The sequence below is a fragment of the Aliarcobacter sp. genome (assembly GCF_041672065.1).
In the GTDB taxonomy this organism is placed as follows: Bacteria; Campylobacterota; Campylobacteria; order Campylobacterales; family Arcobacteraceae; genus Aliarcobacter; species Aliarcobacter skirrowii.
Genome location: NZ_JBAZAH010000030.1, coordinates 1 through 19,267 on the forward strand (window position 1 = coordinate 1; position 19,267 = coordinate 19,267).

Here is a 19,267-nt window from a genome sequence, read left to right on the forward strand (position 1 = left end):
AATTTCTGGTGCTAGTGGATTTGTTGGACAAAGTTTAGTTGAGTTTTTTTCAAATAAAAACTACAAAGTTGTTCAAATAAAAAGAGAGGTTTTAAACAACTCTTCAAAGCTAGATGAGCTTATAAGTTCTAGCGATATTATTATAAATTTAAGTGGCGCAAATATTATAAATAGATGGAGTGAGAGTTACAAAAAACTTTTGGTTTCAAGCAGACTTGAAACTACAAAAAAATTAACAGAATCTGTAAATAGAGTAACAAATAAACCAAAACTTTTTATATCAACTTCAGCAGTTGGAATATATGACAACAAAAAAACTTATGATGAAAATGGCTCTTTTTCAAATGATTTCTTATCAACTCTATGTCAAAACTGGGAAAAAGAGGCACAAAAAGCAAAAAATAGCACTACAAAAGTAGCTATTTTTAGATTTGGAATAGTTTTAGGAAAAAATGGTGGAGCATTTAAAAAGATGATTACACCTTTTAGATTAGGAATTGGCGGAATTATTGGAAGTGGAAAACAGTATTTTTCATATATTCATATTGAAGATTTAGTAAATATATATAATTTTGTTATTGAAAATGAGTTTGATGGTGTGTTTAACTGTACAGCACCAACTCCTACAACAAACTATGAGTTTACTAAAACTTTAGGAAAACTTTTAAAAAGACCAACAATTTTTCCTATTCCAGAGTTTGTTTTAAAACTTATATTTAGTGAAGGTGCAAAAGTTTTAAGTGATGGACAAAGTGCAGTTCCAAAAAGAGTTTTGGATTTGAAATTTAATTTTAAATATAAAAATATAGAAGAGAGTTTAAAAAGTTTAGTTTAAAAAGATTTAGAGTTTTATCTCTAAACCTTTTCTCTCTTCAAGTCCAAGCATTATATTCATACACTGAACAGCAGCTCCACTTGCACCTTTTCCTAAGTTATCAAGTCTTGAAATAACTACTAAATCAGTTTTATTTTCATAAACAGATATCTCAATACTATTTGTGTTGTTACATCTCATTGGATTTAAAAACCCATTTTCTAAATACTCATCATTGTTCTCAATAATTTTTATAAAAATCTCATCAGCATAGTAGTTTTTATAAACTTTGATTAACTCATCTTTATTTAGAGGTTTTTTCATACTACTTTTTTCAATATATGACATTACAAGCATACCTTGCTTGAAGTTACCAACACTTGGAGTAAAAATTGGGGCTTTGTTTATTTTTAAGACATATTTCATCTCTGGAAGATGTTTATGATTTAATCCTAAAGCATACGGTCTTTGAGCACCTATATTTTCAAAAGAACCATTTTCATAATCATTTATCATCTGTGTTCCACCACCACTATAACCAGTTATTGAGTGGCAAATTAGTTTATGATTTTTACTTAAAATTTTGTTTTTAAATAGAGGTTTCATAGCAACAATTAATCCACTAGCATGACATCCTGGCACACAAACTCTTTTTGAAGTTTTGATTTTATCTCTTTGTTTGCTTGTAAGTTCAGGTATTCCATAAACCCAAGAAGGATTTGTTCTGTGTGCTGTACTTGCATCTATTACTTTTACATTTTCATTTGTTATTAAACCAATAGACTCTTTTGAGGCATCATCAGGAAGGCATAAAAAAACTAAATCAGCACTATTTAAAAGTTCTGCTCTTTTTTCTTTATTTTTTTTATCTTTTTCATCAATTGTTAAAAGCTCTAACTCATCTCGCAAAGCCAACATCTCATGGATTTTTAATCCTGTTGTTCCATGTTGTCCATCTACAAATACTTTAAATTTCATATCTTCCCCAATTTTTATTATTGTAATTTTGGATTCTATCCAAAATACTCTTTAATTGCTCCACCAAAGTCTTAATTTAAGCCCAAAGGTAGAACTATATCCAACTTCACTAAATTTTAAATTCTGATTTTTGTCATATATAAAAGTTGTTGGAAATGCTTTTATATTAAATTCTCTTGATAAAGTTGCAAAATCATCATTTACAACTTTAAAGCTTAAGTTGTTTTTTTCTAAATACTCTTTTATCTCTTCACTGCTTCCAGATTGAGTTGCTATTGTAATAACTTGATAATCCTTTGAAATAGTTTCAATATTTTGCTCTTCAAGTGCACAAATAGGACACCAAGTTGCCCAAAAATGAATTAGTAGGGGTTTATCTTTTTCTATCTCATAATTTGTACCATCTAGTAGTTCAAAACTTCTTATTTCAAGTCTGTTTTTATTTAAATCAAGGCTTTTATAGTAACTTACAAGATTTATAACTACAATAAAAAAGATTGCATACTTGATAAAACTTATTAAATATTTTTTTAATTTTTGATTCATTTTTTACCTTTTTTATGAGCAAACTATTTTTGCATTTGATATTTTTTTTAGGATTTTCAATCTTTTTTTAAGTGGTAACCAATTTACTAAAATAATAGCCATAGCTTCCCACAAACAAACCCAAGCTCCAACAGTAACACCTTCTGTAAGGATTTTTAAAATAAACTTCTCTTGAGCTGGAATAATCAATGAAATAGCAATCAAAGTAACTCCAAGTGATATAAATATTAAAGAGTTTCTAAGATTATCTCTCATTTTATTTTTTTCCAAAAATTGAAGATACTCAAAATACTCTTTAATACTAACTTTTAATCTATTTTGCGTCTCAACACCACTTTTTTCATCAAAATTAAAATTTATAATAAAACTATTATCTGCTATTTCAGCAACACTCTCTTCAAGATAGTTCTCTAAATCCTCTTTTAAATCTTTTTTGATAAATGTAGATTTTTTATCATAATCTTCATATAAATCCTCTATTTTTGTTGTATAGATTTTTATTATTAAATTTCCATTTTCATCTTTGTCATATCTGTTTAAAATTGTGTTATTCATATATCTACTTTTCAAAATTTTTGCTATTTTACTATATTTTGATTAACTATTTTTTTATTTTAAATTTCTCTTCCAAAGCTTTTAGCTCATCTGCATTTTCTTGTGCTTTTTTTACAGCCTCTTCAAAGGCGAAGCCCTTTTGAATAATTTCATAAAGTCTAGGTTTTTCTTTTTTCCAGTTTCTTAGTGTCATAGGAGTTACTTTTAAAATTCCTGCCATATCTCTTTGAGTCATTTTTACCCTTTTTTATCTAAAAATTAACTCAATTTTTTTGACAAAACAACAAGCAAACTATTTGCTTCTTTAATATTAATAAAGCAATATATTTGCCTTATTAAGTATTTATTAGATAATATTTAGCCCAAAAATATAAAAAAGAGAAAAATATTATCTATTATGAAAAAATATGAAAATTATACAAAAGAGCAATTAATTCAAAAAATAAAGCAATTAGAATCAAAAAAATATGGACTTATTTGGGATGATGAAAAAGAGCCTGAAAAAGTTGTGATTGAATGTCAAAATAATATACCAATTCTTAAAAAAATTGATGAAAAAACAATCAAAACAGATATTAAAAAGCCTACAAATATTTTGATAGAGGGAGATAATTATCACACTTTACAAGTGTTAAATTATACACATAAAGGGCAAATTGATGTGATTTATATCGATCCACCTTATAATACAGGAAATAAAGATTTTAAATATAATGATAGTTTTATAGATAAAGAAGATGGTTATAGACATAGTAAATGGCTAAATTTTATGAATAAAAGACTAAGACTAGCTCATAATCTTTTAAAAGATGATGGAGTTATATTTATTAGTATTGGTAAAGATGAACTAAGTCAATTAGTATTACTTGTTAAGAATATATTTGGAGAAGATAATTATCTTGATATGTTACCTAGAGAGCAAAAAGCGGGAAGTGACCAAGGAACATATTTTTCACCACAACTAGATTATATTGTAGTTGCAACAAAAAATAAAAATATACTTGAACCTTTTTATATTTCTTCTAAAAATAAAAAAACTCCAAAAAGTTTATATCAATCTTCTCTTGATTCGAGACCAAATCAAAGATATTGGATTAAATGTCCTGATGGAAGTTTCATTATTCCTCCTGGAAATGTTTTTCCAGAAATAATAAAAAATGCTTCAAAAGTTAAACCATTATCAAATGAAGATAAAGTTTGGAGATGGTCGGTTGAGTCTTATTTAGAGGATATAAACAAACCAAATGATAAAAGAAGATTATTTTTTAAGGAAACTAATACAGGAATTTTGTTAGATGAAAACAGAAATCCATCAAAATGGAACATATATGTTAAAGTAGATGAATCAAAAGCTAATGTTTTCACTCCTAGAGATTATATTTTCAAATTAACAAATGATAAAGGTTCTAAAATTCTAAAAGATATGGGCTTAGAATTTAATAATCCTAAACCTATTGAATTGATTCAATATTTAATTAATATAACAAATAAGCCAAATGATATTTTAGTTTTAGATTTTTTTGCAGGTTCAGGAACTACGGGACAAGCCATTTTAGAACTTAATCAACAAGATGACGGAGATAGGACTTTTATTTTATGCACTAATAATGAAAATGATATTTGTAAAGAAGTTACTTACCCAAGAATTTCAAAAGTTATAAATGGATTTGATTTTGAAGGAGATGATAAAAATACATTACTTGAGAAAAAATTAACATTTTCAAATTTTTATAAAAATATAAAACAAAAAAAGACTGAATCTATTGATGATTATCAAATAAGAAAAGAAAAGCAATTATCTGAAAATATCAATAAAATTTGGAAAGAAATAGATGAAGTAATAGTTGAAAATATTGAAAACTTTGATGAGATAAAAAAGGAGTTTGATGGTGAATTTATTAAATTAATAGGAATAAATAAAATCAAAAACTTTAAAAATGGAATATCTGGAAATCTAGACTACTACAAAACTGATTTAATCCCTACAAATGGTATATCAAATATCACTGATAGTACAAGAGAAGAATTGACAAAAAAGGCTGGAAATATGATAGCTATCAAAGAAAATACTCATTGTATGATAGAACTTTGTGAGCATTATCAGATTTTTATAAATGAAGCTACAAAAAAGCAAACTGCTATTTATTTCACAGAGGATTTGAGTAGTTTTGATGAGTTGATAGAAAAAACAAAATCTCATTTTACAAAACTTTATATTTTTTCATTTGGAAAAATTGACAAATCATCATATAAATATTTAGGGAAAAATTATCAGATAGAGGATATTCCAGAGCCGATAATCGAAATTTACAAAGAGATAAATAAAGAGGGGATATTATGATACTAGCTGATTTTCAAAAAAAAGCTGTGGATAGCCTAACAAAAAGTTTCTTAACTCTTTGGCAAACAAATAATTATCAATTACCTTTAGTTTTTAAAGCTCCAACGGGTGCTGGAAAAACTATTATGATGGCTGAATTTTTAAGAACATTAGATGGAAATTATCATTTTGATGATGATAAGGCTTATATTTGGATTTCGTTTGGTGGAGATGATTCTTATTTACAATCAAAAGAGAAACTTTACAAATATTTTAATAATGGGACAGATATGACTTTGAGAGATAAAAATGATTTATCTTTAAAAGAATTACCAAAAAATAATATCTTTTTTATAAATTGGTCAAAAATAAAATCAAGTACAAAAGATGGAAAAGTTTTGAGAAAAGAAAGTGAACTTACAAGTGGAGATTATGGGGTTTTTGATGAATTTATAATAAATACAAAAAATAAAAGAGATTTGATACTTATTATTGATGAGGCTCATACAGAAACAAGTACAACTTTGGCAGAAGAAGTTATTGATTTGATAAATCCAAGAATTATTATAAAAGTAACTGCAACTCCAAAAAATATTCCAAATGGAAGTGATTTAGTAAATCATAAAGCTGGATATGTTGAGGTTTTGGAAGATGAGGTTATAAATAGTGGATTGATTAAAAAATCACTTATTATTCAAACACAAGAAGAGATTGAAACTATTCAAAATCAAAATTTAAGTGAAGATGAGTTGATGGTAGAACTAGCCATCAAAAAAAGAGAAGAACTTCAAAGAGTTTATAAAGAACAAAATCTTGATATAAATCCACTTGTACTTATTCAACTTCCAAGTGATATGAACGAAAAAGAGGAAGTTACAACAAATAAAAAACTTGTAGTTTTAAAGTATCTAAAACAAAGAGGAGTTTTAGATGAAGAGGTTGCTATTTGGTTATCAAATGAAAAGAATAATCTTGATTTTATAACTTCAAATAATAATGAAGTGAATTTTATGCTTTTTAAAGTAGCACCTGCAACTGGTTGGGATTGTCCAAGAGCTTCTATTTTAGTGATGTTTAGGGAAATAAAATCCCCATCATTTCATACTCAAATTATTGGTCGTATAAAAAGAATGCCAGAAGCAAAACATTATGAAAATGAAGTTTTAAATAAGGCATATATTTATACAAATTATAATAAAAGCCATATTAGAGATATAAAAGAAGCAAATGAAAATAAATTACCAATTTATTTTACAAAGTTAAAAGATGTAATCTCTCAAATAACTTTACAAAGTGTTTACCATAATAGAGTCGATTTTAATACTTTAAGTCCTGAAACTATGTGGCAAAAATATATGCTAAATACTTTAGATAAATATAAAAATAAAATTGAAGAAAAGATAGATTTTGATGTTTCTAATATTTCAAATAAAATTGTTGTTGATGCAACAATTAGCAGTTTTGATGGTTTTATAGTTCAACTTAAGCAAAAAGCAAATGAGACAAATTTTGCTTTTAGTAGAAATGATATAGAAAAACTTTACAATCTTTTGTGTTTTGAAGAGTTAGAAAAACAAGAAAATGATACAGCAAAATATAATCCATCAAGATCTTGGAGTGCTTTGAAAAAGGCTTTAAATGTTTGGTTTAATAAAAGATTCTCTCTTCATAGAGAAAAGTTTTATTTGATTATTGTAAATGATTTACTTAAAAATGATAGTTTTTTAAAAGTAGTTATAAATGAAGCTTTGATTGGATTTAGAAAAGAGTATGAAATAAAACTCAAAGAAAAAGATGGCAAAGAGATTGTAAATGTCACTATCCCACAAAATGAGTTGAGTTTTACAGATGATTTTGAAGAGTTGGAAGTAACAAAAAATGTTTATGAAAGATTTTTTAATCGTAAAAAATATAAGGGAAAAGAGAATGAAGAGGATTTTATAAAATTTTTAGAAGTTCAAGAAAATATCCTTTGGTGGCATAAACAAAATGATAGTGGAAAAGAGAATTTTGCTATTGAATATTTTGATTCTCAAGAAAATAAAGAGCGACTTTTTTATCCTGATTTTTTGATAATGACAAAAGAAAATAAGCTTTTTATAGTTGATACAAAAAAAGGAGATACCGCAAAATCAATAGAAACAAAAAATAAAGTTGAAGCTTTACAAAAATGGATAAGAGAAAACCAAAAAAATTATGATTTTGGAATATTTGGAGGAATAGTTGTTTTTGAATATCCAGTTTGGAAAATAAATTCAAATAAAATCTATGAATATAAACTGGAAGAATTTAATAAGTTAATTTTTAATTAAAATAGTTATTTTCAATATAAATCACCACTTGTTTAAAAGATATAAGATACAATAACTTTTTAGCAAAAAAGGAGTAGTTGTGTTTTCTTGGTTATTTAAAAAAGATAATAAAAAAAGAGTAAAAAGAGCCAAAACTTATGTATGTAAACACTGCAAACTATCATGCGAAACTTGCAATGCAATGTTTTGTTACTCTTGCCACTCAAATATAGCAAATCCATGCCCTAGATGCGGGAAAACAAATCTTATGGAAAAAGAAAGCCTAAGTTTATAAAAAAGTCTTATATAAAGTAACACCCAAAACCAAAAGATTTAAAAGTAAAACATAGTTTTTATATGAAGTTGATTTTGTTTTCTCTTTTATTTTTATTCCAAAATATACACCCAAAATTGAGCCAACTCCAATAATAAGCCCCTCATAATAAAGCATATTTCCATATATTGAAGTAGATATAAATCCACCAATTGAAGAAAATATTACAAAAAATAGTCCCAAAGATGTTGCTACTTTTAAATCATATTTTAAAAACCCAACCAAAATTGGAAGTAAAATCAAAGAGCCACCAATTCCAATACTCATTGCAAAAATTCCAACAAAATAACCAATAAAAGTCAAAGTTAGAAAGCTTTTTTGTGATCTATCTATATCGCTAGAAGAGGGTGCTTTAAAGAGTGTAAATATTGTATAAAGTAGAACAAAAATAAACAGATATTGAAGATAAATATCAGGAACAGTTGGTAAAAAATAACCACTAGTAGCTCCTCCAAAAATAGCTCCAACACCTAAAATAGAACCATCTCTAAAAAGAGATTTGATTTTTTTTGAGTTTAAAAAAGAGCCATAAATTGAAGAGAAAACCATCTGCATAATTGAGATTGAAACAGCCTCTTTCATTCCATAGTTTGCTAAAAGTAGCATAGGTATTAAGATACTTCCACCACCAATTCCAAAGAATCCAGATGTAAAACCTGTAATTAATCCAAATGCTATTAGTTCAAATTCCAAGTTCAATCTTTTTTATTTGAGTTTAAAGTCTCTATAAAGTCGTTGTACTCTTTTTCCAAAGTTCTATTTTTCTCTTCTAAAGTACAATTCTCCTCTTTTTTTATAGAGCATTCAAGATTTGCAATTCGCTCAATTAGATACTTAAACATCTCTTTGTTTATATCTGGAAGCTCATTGTGAGCCATTTTATCTCTTTTGTTATCTTTTTTAATAATTCTTGCTGGTACTCCAATAGCAGTTGAGTTATCAGGAACATCAACAACCACAACAGAGTTAGCTCCAATTTTTGAGTTAGCTCCAATTGTAATATTTCCTAAGATTTTAGCACCACTTCCAATAACCACATTTGATTTAACAGTTGGATGTCTTTTGCCTTTATTAAGACTAACTCCACCCAAAGTTACACCTTGATATATTAAAACATCATCTTCAATTATTGCAGTTGCACCAATTACAACTCCAATTGCATGATCTATAAATACTCTTCTTCCAATTGTACAAGCAGGATGAATATCTGTTTTTGTTAAAAAAGTAGATAATCCAGATATAAAACGAGCAAGTTTTTTAAAACCTTTATAGTAAAGTCGATTTGCAACTCTATAATTTATAATTGCCCAAACTCCAGGATAGTTAAAAAATAGTTCAAAATTTGAGTCAAGAACTGGGTCGTTTAGCTTTGGAACTCTGAAATCCTCTTTGATTAGTTGCCAAAGAGTTAACTCTTTTTCTAAACTATTATTCGTCATAGTAACTCCATATTGTTTTTAAATAGCTATTATCATTTAGATATTTTTTTAGTATCTCATAAGTTTCAAGAGGAACTCTTCTACTTAAAATTGTTTGAATCTCTTCTGTGTCATAGTCGATATCATCTAAAATATCTAAAACTTTTTGAGACTCTAAAATCTTTTCTAAAATAACCTCTTCATCTTTAAATACTACATTAACCTCAGTTGGATGAGCAAATAAGTTGTGCTTCATTCCCAAAGTATCTTGATATGCTCCAACATTAAAAAATCCTAGGAAATAATCCTCTTTATTTAAATTTACATCGTGTAAATATAGTGGTTTTTGCATATCAAATGGGATCTCTCCATCACTATCACAAGTAATATCCCACAAACTTGCTCTTCTGCTTGGTTTTTTATCCAAATGAGTTATTGGCATAATAGGAAACTCTTGATTTATTCCCCAATAATCAGGCAGAGATTGGAAAAGTGAGAAGTTTAGTAGATATTTTTCTTGAATATTTTTATCAAACTTTCTTAACTCTTCATAATCATCAACTTCAAGAAGTGAGATTGCTTTTTTAATAATTTGATGAGTTAAAACTTCTGCATTTGATCTATCTTGTAAATCAATATATCCTAAATCAAATAGAGTTAATAAAGACTCTAAGTGATCCATAGCATCGTGCATAAACTCATAAGCCTTTTTCTTTGTCATATCTTTTAAAAGATCATTTAACTCTTCTATTAAAGGTGGATTTTTCTCTTTTAATTTTAGATGATCAAGTTCATATTCAGCTGAAAACAGCTCTAAAACAGGAGCTATAAGAACAGTTGAAGCAGCACTTATAAATCTTCCTGATTCTGTAAATATATTTGGTTCTTCAACACCTTTTTGTTTTGCAATATCTTTTAGAGTAAACACAACATCACTTGCAAACTCATTTAAAGAGTAGAATCTTGATTGCTCATAAGCACTATATTCTACACTTAATCCTCCACCAATATTAATAGATGATAAGTTTTTAGCACCTAAGTTTTTAAGCTCAGCATAAATATGACCTGACTCTCTTAAGGCTTTTTTTAAAGGCTTAATTGTATTCATAGCAGAGCCAATATGGAAGTGAATCATTGTTAATAAATCTTCAAGATTATTATCTTGCAATAGCTCAAATGCTTCTAAAATCTCTGTTGATGTAAGACCAAACTTAGAGTCAATTCCTCCACTTTTTGCCCAAACACCACTTCCTCCACTATGAAGCCTAACTCTAATACCAACATTTGGAGCCTCCATTTTGCTCTCTTCTAAAACCTCTAAAATCATCTCAAGTTCATTTAAACCTTCAATAATTACAGTTATATCATGCCCCATGCTTTTAGCTATGAAGCACAAATGAATCATCTCTTTATCTTTAAATCCATTTACTGTAATTGGACTTCCCATATTATTGTAAGTCATTGCAATTATAAGTTCAGCTTTGCTTCCAGCTTCTAAACCATAACCATATTTTTTACCAGCACTTACAAGTGGATGAACAAAGTTTGGAAGTTGATTCACTTTTAGAGGAAAAACTGCATTAAAGCTACCTTTGTAGTCATACTCTTTGATACTTGAGTTAAAAGAATTAAATAGTGTTTTTATCTGCTTTTTTGTAATGTGAGGAAATCTCAATAGAAGTGGTCCTCTAAAACCTCTTTTTCTAATATCTTTTGTGATAGATATTAAAGATGGATAGGGTTTGTAATTTACTTTTACAACTCCATCTTCAACAAAAAAGTTTCCATCTCCCCAAATGTCAATTCCATAATCAAATTTATTTTTCACTTATAAACTCCCTAATACTTACTGTTTTTTCTTCTTTTGTCTCTATATTTTTTATATAAATTGTATTGTTGTTCAACTCATTTTCACCAATAAGTGCAACAATATTGCAATTTAGTTTTTCTGCAATACCAAAGTGTTTTGCAAACCCTCTTGGTGTGTATTCAAGATAAGTTTTTGTTGTTTTTCTTTTTTGAATTGCTATTTCAAATGCTTTGTTTAAAGAAGTTTCATCTAAAACTCCAATATACAAAGAGTCCTCTTTTTGCTCTTTTACTTTTACAAGTTCAAGAAGTCTTTCAATTCCAATTGCAAAACCAATTCCAGCTGTACTTTTTCCACCAAGATACTCAACCAATCTATCATATCTTCCACCACCAGCAATTGCACTTTGAGCACCAATCTCATTGCTTACAAACTCAAATGCTGTTTTGTTGTAGTAATCAAGTCCACGAACCAAATTTGAATCTATTTCATAATTTATTTTATTAAAATCCAAAATCTCTTTTAGCTTTTCAAAATCACTATCGCAAGAGCTACATAAACTATTTGTTATTTTTGGAGCATCTTTTAAAAGAGTTTGACACTTTTCGTTTTTACAATCTAATACTCTAATTGGATTTGTATCAACTCTTCTATTACAATCTTCACACAACTCAGATTTAAAACTATTTAGATGATTTACTAGATTATTTTTATATTGTGGCATACACTCAAGGCAACCCAAAGAGTTTAGTTTTAAAGTAAATCCAATACCAAAATATTCAAGAATTTCACGAATAAGCATAATAATATTTGCATCTTCATAAACATTTGATATTCCAAAAACTTCACAACCAAATTGGTGAAACTCTCTTAATCTTCCTTTTTGTGGTCTTTCATATCTAAACATTGGTCCATAGTAGTACCATTTATAAGTTCCACCAGCACGATCAAGTTTTTTTTCAACAAAATGTCTTACAACTCCAGCTGTTCCTTCAGGTCTTAAGCATACATCATTTTGCCCTTTGTCAATAAATTGATACATCTCTTTATTTACAATATCACTGCTTTCACCAACACTTCTTTTAAAAAGTGCCGTCTCTTCTAAAAGTGGAGTCTCTATATAAGAAAAACCATATTTTTGTGCGATTTTTGAGGCATTTTCTACAAAATATATAAAAAGTTCACTATCACTTCCTACAATATCCTTCATTCCTCTTAAACTTTGAATTGTATTACTCATTTATAAAATCCTCAATTTTTTTTGCAATCTCATCTATATTTAAACTAGCATCTATAAAAATATGTTTAATATTTAGTTTCAAAATAACCTCTTTTAATCTAGCTTGAATTTCAAGCAAATAATCAACTCCTCTTTGTTCAATACTATCATTTGCTTTTTTTGATAATCTTGAAATTAACTCTTCACGACTTAACTCTAACAAAATAGCTTTTTGTGGCAAAATATTTTTTGTGGCAATTTTATTTAACTCTATTAACTCATCCATATCTTTTGTTAAAGCATAAGCAATTCCAGATATTAGTGATCTATCTGAAATAATTTTTTTATCCAAATTTGGAATAATCACATTTTTAGTATGCTCAGCTCTATCTGCTAAAAACAAAAACATCTCAGCAGTTTTACTAGAAGCTTCTCCGTTTAAAATTATCTCTCTTAATTTAGCTCCAAGCTTCGTTCCACCTGGCTCTTTTGTAAAAATAGCATCTTTAAATCTATTTTGTAAAATTTCAAGTTGAGTAGATTTACCAGCTGTATCAATACCCTCAACAACTACATACATTCTAAAACCTCTTTTGGAACTAAGTGCTCAAATTTACCTTTAAATCTTATAATCTCTCTAACAATTGTTGAGCTTACAAAAGCGTGTTCTAGTGTTGGCATTAAATAAACAGTCTCTAAATTTTTGTTTAAAGATGAGTTTGCATAACCCATTTGTAACTCAAATTCAAAATCACTAACTGCTCTAAGACCTCTAATAATTGTATTTATTTGCATCTCTTTTGCAAAATCTACAAGCAATGTATCAAACCCAACAACTTTTACATTTGGCATATCTTTGGTTACAGCTTTTACAAACTCAACTCTTTTTTCATGGCTAAACATAGGTTTTTTTAGTTCACTTTTTGCAACACTAATAATAACCTCTTCAAAAATATTACTAGCTCGTTTTATAATATCTAAATGCCCAATTGTAATTGGATCAAATGTACCACTATAAATAGCTTTTTTATAAGAGCCTGTATAGTTATATTCACTGTTTTGATTTTTCATATCTATTTCCATCTTTTATATAAGTTGTTATCTATTTTTAATAAATCCATATATTTGCCTATAATAAAATTTTCCATATCATTTAAGTTTTGTTGAGCACTATAATATCCCAAAATTGGTGGTGCTATAGTAACCCCAAGTTTTGAGAGTTTTAACATATTTTCTAGCATAATAGTGTTAAGAGGTAACTCTCTAGGAGCTATTATAATCTCTCTTTTCTCTTTTAACATAACTGTAAATGCTCTTGTAATTAAACTATCAGAAATTCCAACAGCACATTTTGCCAAAGTGTTTGAACTACAAGGTAAAATTATCATTTTATCAACTTTAAAAGAGCCAGAAGCCAAAGCAGCTCCTATATTTTTATCCTTAAATATAGTTATATTTTCTCTTTTTTCAAGCGACTCTTCAATTTTTTTACCATTTTCCATAGCAAATGCTTTTTTTGCAGATTTTGAAAATACAAGAAAAAGTTCAATCTCTTTTGGTAAAGAGTTAATAAATCGTAGTGCTAAGTTTACACCACTAGCCCCACTTATTGCAACTGTTAATCTCAAAAAAATCCTTAAAATTTATCTATTTATAAAAACTTTGATAATACCAAAAATATACTTTAAATTATATTTTACAATCATTTTTTGTATAAGCTTTAATTAATTATTTAACAGATAACATTTTGTATAAATTTAAATGGTTTAAACATATAACAAAAGGATTATATTATGACAAAATATTTTACATATATAAGAGAGAGTCAAGTTGAGGAAAATTATGCAAAAAATCAGAAAAAATCTATTGATGAATATGTTTTAAGAAAAAAAATCGAAGTTTATAAAGAGATTAAAATAGCTATAAATAGACCTCAAGAGGAGAGAAATCTTCTTAAACTTCTTGAAAATTGTGAAAAAAACTCAACACTTATTGTTGCAAATTTAAATGTTTTTGGAAGAACTATAAGTAGTATTTTAAAAATAGTTAAGTTTTTACTATCAAACAATATAAGAGTTATTGTAGTTGAGCAAAATTTAGATTTTATAGATGATAAAGATCCTTTGGCAAATATGGTTTTAAATGTTATTAATATTGCTATAAATTTAGAAAAAGAGCTTCAAAGTCTTAGAACAAAAGAGGCTTTAAATGCAAAAAAACTTGAAGGTATAGCTCTTGGAAAACCTGTTGGAACTATTCAAAAATCAAAATTTGATGAGCAAAGAGATAAAATTGAAGAGCTTTTAGCTATGGGATTAAGTGTACGAAAAATAGCAAAATTATTAGGTTATAACAATCATATTGGTTTAAATAACTATGTTAAAAAAAGAGATATTAGAGAGATTGCTTTGCAAAAAGAGATATAGCTTTATTGGGCTTTAAAAAAAATATTGTAAAATATTGAGTTAAAAATTATAAGGATAGATAAAATGAAAGTATTATTAATAAAAGATGTTAAAAGTTTAGGAAAAGCAGGTGAGATAAAAGAGGTAGCTGATGGATATGGTAAAAATTTTTTAATAGGAAAAGGATTAGCACTTCAAGCAACAAATGAGGTTATTGCAAGACACAAAGCTGAGCAAAAAAGAGCAGAAGCTAAAGAGCAAGAAGAGATTGCAAAAGCAAAAGAGTTGGCTGAAAAATTAAATGCAACAAAACTTACAATTAGACATAAAGTTGGTGCAAATGACCAATTAATTGGAAGTATTACAAATAAAGAGATTAGTGAAGAGCTTGAAAAACAGTTCTCAATTATGATTGATAAAAAAAATATCTCAATTAATAATAAAATTAAACATATAGGTATTTTTGAAGTATCTTGTAAATTAGGACACTCTATAAATGCAAATCTAAAAATCGATGTTATAGCAGGTTAAGTTATGTTTCACGCAACAACGATTTTAGCCTACAAAGGTAAAAATAAAGCAGTAATTGGTGGAGATGGACAAGTATCATTTGGAAATACGGTTTTAAAAGGAAATGCTACAAAGATTAGAACTTTGTATAAAGGTCAAATTTTAGCTGGTTTTGCAGGAAGCACTGCTGATGCTTTTAATCTTTTTGATATGTTTGAGTCTCATTTAGAGGCTTGTAAAGGTGATTTACTAAAATCAGTAATTGCATTTTCAAAAGAGTGGAGAAAAGATAAATACTTGCGAAGACTTGAAGCTATGATGATAGTTTTAAACAAAGAGAAAATATTTATTTTAAGTGGAAATGGTGATGTTGTTGAACCTGAAGATGGAGAGATTGCAAGTATAGGAAGTGGTGGAAATTTTGCAATATCTGCTGCTAGAGCACTAGCAAAACATTCACAACTTGATGAAGAAGAGTTAGTAAAAGAGTCACTTATGATTGCAGGAGAGCTTTGTATTTATACAAATCAAAATATAAAAATATTAAAGTTAGAGGATTAAATATATTATGGATATGACACCAAAGCAGATTGTTGAATATTTAGATGATTATATTATTGGGCAAAAAGATGCTAAAAAAACTATTGCATTAGCTTTAAGAAATAGATATAGAAGAATGAAACTAGATCCACAACTTCAAGAAGAGGTTATGCCAAAAAATATTCTTATGATTGGAAGTACAGGAGTTGGTAAGACTGAAATTGCTAGAAGAATGGCAAAAATGATGAGTCTTCCTTTTGTAAAAGTTGAAGCTAGTAAATACACAGAAGTTGGATTTGTAGGTCGTGATGTTGAGTCTATGATTAGAGATTTAGTTTATGAAGGAATTAATCTAGTAACTCGTGAGTACGAAGAGAAGATAAAAGATAAAATTGATGATGAGGTAACTAAAAAGATAATTGAGAAGTTAGTTCCTCCTCTTCCTGAAACAGCAAGCGATAGTGCAAAAGAGTCATTTATAAAAACTTACAATTTAATGGAAAAAAAACTTTTAAGTGGTGAGTTAGATGATAAAAAAATAGAGATAGAACTTCCTAAAAAAGCTCATGTAGAGATACTTGACTCAAATATTCCTTTTGATATGAGCTCTATGCAAGAGAGTCTTAATAAAATGCTTGGAAGTTTAAATAAAGAGAAAATCAAAAAAGAGGTAACTATAAAAGATGCCAAAATTCTTTTAAGAGGAGTTGCTAGTGAAGGATTACTTGATAGTGAAGCTATAAAAATAGAGGCCTTAAAAAGATGTGAAAATGGTGGAATTATATTTATTGATGAGATAGATAAAATAGCTAGTAGTAAAAAGAACAATGGACAAGATCCATCAAAAGAGGGTGTTCAAAGAGATTTACTTCCAATTGTTGAAGGAAGTAGTGTTCATACAAAATTTGGTCAAATAAAAACTGATCATATTTTATTTATTGCTGCTGGGGCTTTCCATGTATCAAAACCAAGTGATTTAATACCTGAACTTCAAGGAAGATTTCCACTAAGAGTTGAGTTAGAATCTTTAGATGAGGACTCTTTATATAAGATTTTAACAAATACAAAAAATTCACTTTTAAAGCAATATAAGGCACTTTTGGCTGTTGAAGATGTTGAGTTAGAGTTTAGTGATGATGCTATTAAAGCTTTTGCTAAATATAGTGTATTAGCAAATGAAAAAACTGAAGATATAGGTGCTAGAAGACTTCATACAGTAATTGAAAAAGTTATTGAAGATATATCTTTTGATGCTGATAGTAAAAAAGGTACAAAAGTTGTTGTAAATAGTAATTTAGTAGAGGAAAAATTAGAAAAAATTGTTGAAAATGAGGATTCTACTAGATATATTTTGTAGTTTAAATATATTTTGAATAGAATACATAATATTTAAAAAAAGGGGAGTTCATGAATATTGTTACTTTTTGTCAAGTTGATGAGACACTATTTAATCCAGAGTTTAATGTAGAGTATTTTCACTCAGGAAGTTCAAATAAAGCTGATATTGTTATTTTAGATATTGAAACAATATTTGAATATGAAGAGAATAAACATAATGTTTGCAATGAAAAGTATGTATCAATTGCAGTTTTAGATGATGATGAGGATTATGAAGCTTTTAAAAACTTTGGAATAGATGCTTGGATTAGATCAAGTGAAATTGCTCAAATAAACAATTTAATTGTTCAATTACAAGATAGATTCTTATCATAATAAAGGATAGAAAATTATTATAGATACTCATTGCCATCTTGACAACGAAGCTTATTTAAGTGATATAGATGGAGTTATAAAAAATGCACTGGAAGCTGGTGTTAAAGCCTTTTTAATTCCAGGTGCTGATTTTGAAACTCTTCCAAGAGCAATAGAACTTAGTGAAAAATATAAAGAGGTCTTTTTTGCTGTTGGAACTCACCCTTATGATATAGATAGTTATGATGAAAAAATTATTGAAAAATATGTAAATCATCCAAAATGTATTGCTATTGGAGAGTGTGGTTTAGATTATTATAGATTACCAGATGATGAGTTTGAAAAAGAAGAGAATATTAAAAGACAAAAAGAGGTATTTATATCTCAAATAGAGTTATCAAAAAAGTATCAAAAACCTTTAATTATTCATATTAGAGAAGCTTCAAATGATTCAAGATTGATTTTGGAAAAATATGCATCAAGTGAACTTGGTGGTGTTTTACACTGTTTTAATGCAAGTGCTCATCTTCTTCCTTTGGCAAATATGAATTTCTATTTTGGAATAGGTGGAGTGATAACCTTTAAAAATGCAAAAAAATTAGTTGAGATTTTACCTTTGATTCCACAAGATAAATTAATAATTGAAACAGATGCTCCATATTTAACACCACATCCGCATAGAGGTGTTAGAAATGAGCCATATTATACTACTTATGTTGTAAAAAAGATGGCTGAACTTTTAAATTTAGATGAAAATTATATAGAAGATCTTACAACAAAAAATGCAAAAAAACTATTTAAAGAGTTTAGCAGTATAAATTAGATAAAATCTCTCGTTTTTAAAAAAGGAGAGATTTTGCATCTTTTTAAAACATATAAAATAACAATAATTTTAACAATATTTATAATAATATTTTTTAGCTCTTGTAGTAGCGTAAGAAGTGTAAATAGTGATTACACAAAAAAATCATCTACAAAAAATATAAATAATAGTGAAGCTGTCCAAAGAGCAACAATGCGTCCTTATGTAGTTATGGGCGTAAGATATCATCCAGCAGTTCCAAGAATGAATGAAAAATATACAGGCGTTGCATCTTGGTATGGACCCGATTTTCATGCTAAAAAGACTTCAAATGGTGAAATTTATAATATGTATGCAATGACAGCAGCTCATAAAACTTTTCCTATGAATACAATTGTAAAAGTAGAAAATTTAGAAAATGGAAAAAGTACAATAGTAAGAATAAATGATAGAGGACCTTTTGTAAAAGATAGAATAATTGATTTATCAAATAAAGCTGCTCATGATATTGATATGGTTAAAAAAGGAACAGCTAAAGTTAGACTTACAGTTTTAGGTTTTAATGGAAGAATTGGAGATACAAATGCTCCAAATCCTGATTTTAGTGTAGGTTATGTTCCTCCTTCAAAACCAGCGGTTGATTATGTTGAACCAAATAATAAAGTAAATAAAGTAGCTCAAAATGGTAAAGTATCACTTCAAGTTGGTGCGTTTAGTTTAGAAGATGGTGCTATTTTTACAAAAAATGAGTACAAAAAAAGATTTTCAAATAGAAATATAGATTATGTAGAGAGCGATGGAATTTATAGAGTTTATATAAAAGGTTTTAAATCAAGAGTTGAAGCAGAAAATTTTAAAAATCAAAATGGCTTAAATAGTGCAGTTATAAGAGAGTAAGGAGATAAAATGGTAGAGATAAAAAGAGATACAAAAGAGACACAAATAGAGTGTAGTTTAACTTTAGATGGTTGTGGAAAATTTTCTATAAATACAGGTGTTGGTTTTTTTGACCATATGCTTGAAGCTTTAAGTA

22 protein-coding genes and 1 pseudogene are annotated in these 19,267 nt (G+C 27.6%); 12 read left to right on the forward strand and 11 right to left on the reverse strand.

The window, feature by feature from the left end:
• Window position 1: 1 nt before the first annotated feature.
• On the forward strand, window positions 2–835 hold the full coding sequence (locus tag WC168_RS05885) for a TIGR01777 family oxidoreductase (protein WP_372618094.1): 834 nt from the start codon (window positions 2–4) through the stop codon (window positions 833–835).
• 6 nt (window positions 836–841) lie between these two features.
• Here the strand turns inward: WC168_RS05885 and argC are convergent, their stop codons facing one another.
• The 4 genes from argC to WC168_RS05905 are packed head-to-tail and all read right to left on the reverse strand — an operon-like array spanning window position 842 to window position 3,128.
• Entirely contained in the window at window positions 842–1,792 is a 951-nt protein-coding gene (gene argC / locus WC168_RS05890) for an N-acetyl-gamma-glutamyl-phosphate reductase (RefSeq protein WP_372618096.1), read from the reverse strand.
• A gap of 51 nt (window positions 1,793–1,843) precedes the next feature.
• Complete coding sequence (locus tag WC168_RS05895) at window positions 1,844–2,338, reverse strand: protein disulfide oxidoreductase (protein ID WP_372618098.1); 495 nt, start codon at window positions 2,336–2,338, stop codon at window positions 1,844–1,846.
• A gap of 12 nt (window positions 2,339–2,350) precedes the next feature.
• Window positions 2,351–2,893, reverse strand: a complete 543-nt coding sequence (locus tag WC168_RS05900) for a hypothetical protein (protein ID WP_372618100.1) — start codon at window positions 2,891–2,893, stop codon at window positions 2,351–2,353.
• A gap of 46 nt (window positions 2,894–2,939) precedes the next feature.
• On the reverse strand, window positions 2,940–3,128 hold the full coding sequence (locus tag WC168_RS05905) for a hypothetical protein (RefSeq protein ID WP_105909490.1): 189 nt from the start codon (window positions 3,126–3,128) through the stop codon (window positions 2,940–2,942).
• Between the two features lie 162 nt (window positions 3,129–3,290).
• On the opposite strand from WC168_RS05905, the gene WC168_RS05910 reads away from it, so the two are divergent.
• The 3 genes from WC168_RS05910 (at window position 3,291) to WC168_RS05920 (ending at window position 7,799) form a co-directional block, all read left to right on the forward strand.
• Window positions 3,291–5,234 carry a site-specific DNA-methyltransferase gene (locus WC168_RS05910; protein WP_372618102.1) on the forward strand — a complete coding sequence of 648 codons (1,944 nt, stop codon included), beginning with the start codon at window positions 3,291–3,293 and terminating at the stop codon, window positions 5,232–5,234.
• Window positions 5,231–7,525, forward strand: a complete 2,295-nt coding sequence (locus tag WC168_RS05915; protein ID WP_372618104.1) for a DEAD/DEAH box helicase family protein — start codon at window positions 5,231–5,233, stop codon at window positions 7,523–7,525. The genes WC168_RS05910 and WC168_RS05915 overlap by 4 nt, the downstream gene beginning before the upstream one ends.
• Before the next feature lie 79 nt (window positions 7,526–7,604).
• Window positions 7,605–7,799: a hypothetical protein gene (locus tag WC168_RS05920; protein ID WP_066161760.1), complete on the forward strand. Its 195-nt coding sequence runs from the start codon at window positions 7,605–7,607 to the stop codon at window positions 7,797–7,799.
• Here the strand turns inward: WC168_RS05920 and WC168_RS05925 are convergent.
• Genes WC168_RS05925 through WC168_RS05955 form a run of 7 tightly spaced genes read right to left on the reverse strand, consistent with a single transcriptional unit; the run spans window position 7,794 to window position 13,913 of the window.
• Window positions 7,794–8,531: a sulfite exporter TauE/SafE family protein gene (locus WC168_RS05925; protein WP_372618106.1), complete on the reverse strand. Its 738-nt coding sequence runs from the start codon at window positions 8,529–8,531 to the stop codon at window positions 7,794–7,796. The genes WC168_RS05920 and WC168_RS05925 overlap by 6 nt on opposite strands.
• A 2-nt stretch (window positions 8,532–8,533) precedes the next feature.
• Complete coding sequence (cysE, locus tag WC168_RS05930; RefSeq protein ID WP_372618108.1) at window positions 8,534–9,277, reverse strand: serine O-acetyltransferase; 744 nt, start codon at window positions 9,275–9,277, stop codon at window positions 8,534–8,536.
• Window positions 9,267–11,084: a biosynthetic arginine decarboxylase gene (gene speA, locus WC168_RS05935; protein WP_129098064.1), complete on the reverse strand. Its 1,818-nt coding sequence runs from the start codon at window positions 11,082–11,084 to the stop codon at window positions 9,267–9,269. Before speA ends, cysE begins: the two co-directional genes overlap by 11 nt.
• On the reverse strand, window positions 11,074–12,306 hold the full coding sequence (hisS, locus tag WC168_RS05940) for a histidine--tRNA ligase (RefSeq protein ID WP_372618111.1): 1,233 nt from the start codon (window positions 12,304–12,306) through the stop codon (window positions 11,074–11,076). The genes speA and hisS overlap by 11 nt, the downstream gene beginning before the upstream one ends.
• Window positions 12,299–12,865 (reverse strand): dTMP kinase, encoded by a 567-nt coding sequence (gene tmk, locus WC168_RS05945; RefSeq protein WP_372618113.1) that lies wholly within the window; start codon window positions 12,863–12,865, stop codon window positions 12,299–12,301. The genes hisS and tmk overlap by 8 nt, the downstream gene beginning before the upstream one ends.
• Window positions 12,856–13,356, reverse strand: coding sequence for a pantetheine-phosphate adenylyltransferase (gene coaD / locus WC168_RS05950; RefSeq protein ID WP_066351041.1), 501 nt, complete (start codon window positions 13,354–13,356; stop codon window positions 12,856–12,858). The genes tmk and coaD overlap by 10 nt, the downstream gene beginning before the upstream one ends.
• Before the next feature lie 2 nt (window positions 13,357–13,358).
• On the reverse strand, window positions 13,359–13,913 hold the full coding sequence (locus WC168_RS05955; protein ID WP_066161740.1) for a UbiX family flavin prenyltransferase: 555 nt from the start codon (window positions 13,911–13,913) through the stop codon (window positions 13,359–13,361).
• Window positions 13,914–14,078: 165 nt separating this feature from the next.
• Between WC168_RS05955 and WC168_RS05960 the strand changes: the two genes are divergently transcribed.
• The 8 genes and pseudogenes from WC168_RS05960 to hisB form a co-directional block, all read left to right on the forward strand.
• On the forward strand, window positions 14,079–14,711 hold the full coding sequence (locus WC168_RS05960) for a recombinase family protein (protein WP_066161737.1): 633 nt from the start codon (window positions 14,079–14,081) through the stop codon (window positions 14,709–14,711).
• Between the two features lie 63 nt (window positions 14,712–14,774).
• A complete protein-coding gene (gene rplI / locus WC168_RS05965; RefSeq protein ID WP_066356404.1) occupies window positions 14,775–15,221 on the forward strand; it encodes a 50S ribosomal protein L9 in 447 nt (148 codons plus the stop codon).
• A gap of 3 nt (window positions 15,222–15,224) precedes the next feature.
• A complete protein-coding gene (gene hslV, locus WC168_RS05970; RefSeq protein WP_066356403.1) occupies window positions 15,225–15,761 on the forward strand; it encodes an ATP-dependent protease subunit HslV in 537 nt (178 codons plus the stop codon).
• A 7-nt stretch (window positions 15,762–15,768) separates the two neighbouring features.
• The gene (gene hslU, locus WC168_RS05975; protein WP_066351035.1) at window positions 15,769–17,097 is read left to right on the forward strand and encodes an HslU--HslV peptidase ATPase subunit; all 1,329 of its coding nucleotides are present in this window, start codon (window positions 15,769–15,771) and stop codon (window positions 17,095–17,097) included.
• A gap of 50 nt (window positions 17,098–17,147) precedes the next feature.
• Window positions 17,148–17,453, forward strand: coding sequence for a hypothetical protein (locus WC168_RS05980; protein WP_066161725.1), 306 nt, complete (start codon window positions 17,148–17,150; stop codon window positions 17,451–17,453).
• 19 nt (window positions 17,454–17,472) lie between these two features.
• Window positions 17,473–18,255 (forward strand): TatD family hydrolase, encoded by a 783-nt coding sequence (locus WC168_RS05985; RefSeq protein WP_319055509.1) that lies wholly within the window; start codon window positions 17,473–17,475, stop codon window positions 18,253–18,255.
• Window positions 18,256–18,288: 33 nt separating this feature from the next.
• Window positions 18,289–19,131, forward strand: a complete 843-nt coding sequence (locus WC168_RS05990) for a septal ring lytic transglycosylase RlpA family protein (protein WP_066161719.1) — start codon at window positions 18,289–18,291, stop codon at window positions 19,129–19,131.
• 9 nt (window positions 19,132–19,140) lie between these two features.
• Window positions 19,141–19,267, forward strand: a pseudogene (gene hisB / locus WC168_RS05995) (imidazoleglycerol-phosphate dehydratase); the annotation flags it as partial.

Bases quoted from the DNA above. Each gene is read 5' to 3' on its own strand.
- argC (WP_372618096.1), bottom strand. From the start codon at position 1,792: ATGAAATTTAAAGTATTTGTAGATGGACAACATGGAACAACAGGATTA.
- WC168_RS05895 (WP_372618098.1), bottom strand. From the start codon at position 2,338: ATGAATCAAAAATTAAAAAAATATTTAATAAGTTTTATCAAGTATGCA.
- WC168_RS05900 (WP_372618100.1), bottom strand. From the start codon at position 2,893: ATGAATAACACAATTTTAAACAGATATGACAAAGATGAAAATGGAAAT.
- WC168_RS05905 (WP_105909490.1), bottom strand. From the start codon at position 3,128: ATGACTCAAAGAGATATGGCAGGAATTTTAAAAGTAACTCCTATGACA.
- WC168_RS05910 (WP_372618102.1), top strand. From the start codon at position 3,291: ATGAAAAAATATGAAAATTATACAAAAGAGCAATTAATTCAAAAAATA.
- WC168_RS05915 (WP_372618104.1), top strand. From the start codon at position 5,231: ATGATACTAGCTGATTTTCAAAAAAAAGCTGTGGATAGCCTAACAAAA.
- cysE (WP_372618108.1), bottom strand. From the start codon at position 9,277: ATGACGAATAATAGTTTAGAAAAAGAGTTAACTCTTTGGCAACTAATC.
- hisS (WP_372618111.1), bottom strand. From the start codon at position 12,306: ATGAGTAATACAATTCAAAGTTTAAGAGGAATGAAGGATATTGTAGGA.
- tmk (WP_372618113.1), bottom strand. From the start codon at position 12,865: ATGTATGTAGTTGTTGAGGGTATTGATACAGCTGGTAAATCTACTCAA.
- coaD (WP_066351041.1), bottom strand. From the start codon at position 13,356: ATGAAAAATCAAAACAGTGAATATAACTATACAGGCTCTTATAAAAAA.
- WC168_RS05960 (WP_066161737.1), top strand. From the start codon at position 14,079: ATGACAAAATATTTTACATATATAAGAGAGAGTCAAGTTGAGGAAAAT.
- rplI (WP_066356404.1), top strand. From the start codon at position 14,775: ATGAAAGTATTATTAATAAAAGATGTTAAAAGTTTAGGAAAAGCAGGT.
- hslV (WP_066356403.1), top strand. From the start codon at position 15,225: ATGTTTCACGCAACAACGATTTTAGCCTACAAAGGTAAAAATAAAGCA.
- hslU (WP_066351035.1), top strand. From the start codon at position 15,769: ATGGATATGACACCAAAGCAGATTGTTGAATATTTAGATGATTATATT.
- WC168_RS05980 (WP_066161725.1), top strand. From the start codon at position 17,148: ATGAATATTGTTACTTTTTGTCAAGTTGATGAGACACTATTTAATCCA.